This is a genomic window from Bacillus benzoevorans, assembly GCF_014207535.1.
In the GTDB taxonomy this organism is placed as follows: Bacteria; Bacillota; Bacilli; order Bacillales; family Cytobacillaceae; genus Bacillus_BD; species Bacillus_BD benzoevorans.
The window spans coordinates 1-2,652 of sequence record NZ_JACHGK010000048.1 but is presented as its reverse complement, the minus strand read 5'-3'; the positions used below and the strand labels follow the sequence as shown (position 1 = coordinate 2,652).

At 39.3% G+C, this 2,652-nt stretch carries 1 protein-coding gene; it reads right to left on the bottom strand.

Features of this window, described 5'->3' with window-relative positions:
* Nucleotides 1–144: 144 nt before the first annotated feature.
* Nucleotides 145–1,938, bottom strand: a complete 1,794-nt coding sequence (gene ltrA / locus HNR53_RS23030; protein WP_184530525.1) for a group II intron reverse transcriptase/maturase — start codon at nt 1,936–1,938, stop codon at nt 145–147.
* Nucleotides 1,939–2,652: the final 714 nt, after the last annotated feature.

The following is a 2,652-nucleotide window of genomic DNA, read 5'->3' as shown; positions in this document are numbered from 1 at the left end:
CGTCAGCAATAGGTAAGCGTTTGATGCAATCTCCGGCTTTTCCCCTGCTCCGCACGGAACGTGCAAGTTTCCCTGCATTCCGCGCTCCATCTATCGATATGTACTAGATTATAAGTTCCATGTTACTCATTTAATTGGGGTCTATTAGATTAATTCCATTCCACATTTCTCACGGTATTTGTTAATCTTTTGAACCATTGGCGTTGTAATGCCAAGTTTGGTTATGAGCGTGTCAATCATCTGTTTGTTTGTTTGATGGATTAATTTATGTACCTCCTTGTGGAGGATACGCAAGTTATTAAATTTATCATTTCCACCAAGATGTTTCGGGATGTAGTGATGGCAATGAACCTCACTGGCAGAGAGAAAGGTGCCGGTGATTTCACATTTTCCCATTGTCATACTGTACCGACTTATCCTATTATCCATATATTCAACACTTCGTGTCAGAATGGCTGATTTCATCAGAATAGAAATTTCTCGTTTAATATCCATTTGAAGCTGCTTATGTATACGTTCCCTTCCTGTTTCCGTAAAAGGAGTCAGACCTTGACTGAAGTTCATGTTGTTCCTCGTTCTAACATTTGCAAGAGGGAATAGGTACACATTGGATATTTTAAAGGTTTTAAAACCCAAGCTGTAAAATTTTTTGTAAGTTGGTGGAGCATTTATAGGATGTTCGTATTTCCCGACAGATTTAAGACGATTGTAAATAAAAGTACGCAAATCATAGGCTAAACGTGAGAACTCAATATTGACATGTGTTGCTCGATTGAAATAGTTATGGATTCCTAAAACAAAACTATTAAAGAGTAGTGCATTTTGTGTAGTTGGTGAGGTTTTCAATTTTAGAATATGCCTTTTTACCTCGGCTTTGATTTTTTGCTTTTTATTTACTTTTATACCTGTATGCGCTACTCTCTTGTTTCTTTTTCTATTCGCACAGATTGTGAATCCAAGGAATTCAGATTCATGTTTTCGCAGATTTATAATCTTCGATTTTTCTGGTGAAATATCTAATTTCAGACGTTCTTTTAAGTATTGCCTTACGGCATGAAACCACTTTTGAGATGTTTTCCAATCTCGACAGAGAATTTTAAAATCATCTGCATAACGTACCAAGTATCCTTCTTTAAGATTAGTACGCTTTTTAGCATACCGTTCTCCCACTCTACTTTTGTAGGGCTTATTTAGGGGAAAGAACTCCCATTGGTCAGCTACCCATTGGTCCAAATCGTTTAGTACAATGTTTGAAAGCAACGGCGATAACAACCCGCCTTGAGGTACGCCCTTTATAGGTATACCTTCTCCATCAATTTCCGCCTTTAGCATTTTAGCAATGCACGCCAAGACCCTTTTGTCTTGGATGCCTAAATTCCATAACTGTTTAATAAGCAAGGTATGGTTAATATTATCGAAGAATCCTTTAATATCAATATCGACGACGTAATGGAGTGACGCTTGGTTGATGAGTGATTGTACTCTTGCCATCGCATGATGGGTAGAACGAAGTGGTCTAAATCCATAACTATGATTATAGAAATGTGCTTCCGCAATGGGTTCAAGGATTTGTTTAAAGCATTGTTGTATAATTCGGTCAAGTATACAGGGAATTCCAAGTGGTCTCCATTTTCCGTTATCTTTTTCAATTAATTTCCGTCTGACTTTTTTGGGGCGATAGTTTTTTAGCTTGTTTTGAATCTCAGTTACTAGTTCATTGTCTGTTAATTTTTCAATGTCATTGATAGTTTTTCCATCAGTTCCTGGGGTCTTTGACCCTTTATTAGATTTGATGGTTCGATAAGACAACAAGATGTTTTCCCTAGATGTAATAATGTCATATAGATATTTAAATGATTCCTGTTTACTGGCTTTATCGTATAATTCCGTAAAGGTTTCCGTCATGCCATAGTAATCCCAATATCGTAGAGCCTGCACTGTGGCATCCCCCCCCTTTTGAGGTGATGTTCCCACGTTCTTACCCGATCGGTGCAATACACATTTGGAAAATAATCGTTCTATTTCGTTAGACTTGGGGCTGTTCCTCCACTTCCATTACAGAAGGTTCATCAGTCGTGCCCCTACCCTCACAAGGATGAATGCATTTCAGCATATGCCTTATAGCAACCGTTTCGGATGACAGTCCTTGTTTCAACGTTCCTTGTTTTCCAAGTCCCTTACAACGTAGCTTTGCGTTCTAGACGTAGGTGCTTCCTGTAGACCTGTGAGCTGGATACCGCCATTGTTCGGTATAGTGTATTTCAGAGGGCGCATTTTTACTCAACACCACTCACCCCATCGTTAGATGGGACATAGGTTTCCCTATGTTGAATCTTTAGACCTGTACTTTCGGAAGTTCGTCAGTTCCTTAAGGTTGGAACTATTCTCACCATATCTAGTTTTTCAGCCGTGCGGCATATCTGTTGGCATACCTTTTCTTAATGAATGGCTTTAGCCTTCGTTCTGCCGAATCTACCTGTACTTCAGACCCCATGACCTGTCAATCATAACGCATGCAGGAGTATTGACGGGATGGTTTCGGGAAACATGGTTCCGTCATTCCCATCCTCCGTTGTAAAGTTAGGATTAATCTTAGATAATCCCCTGTATTTCATGTAAAACACTTATAACAGAACTTGTCGAACGGCGCCC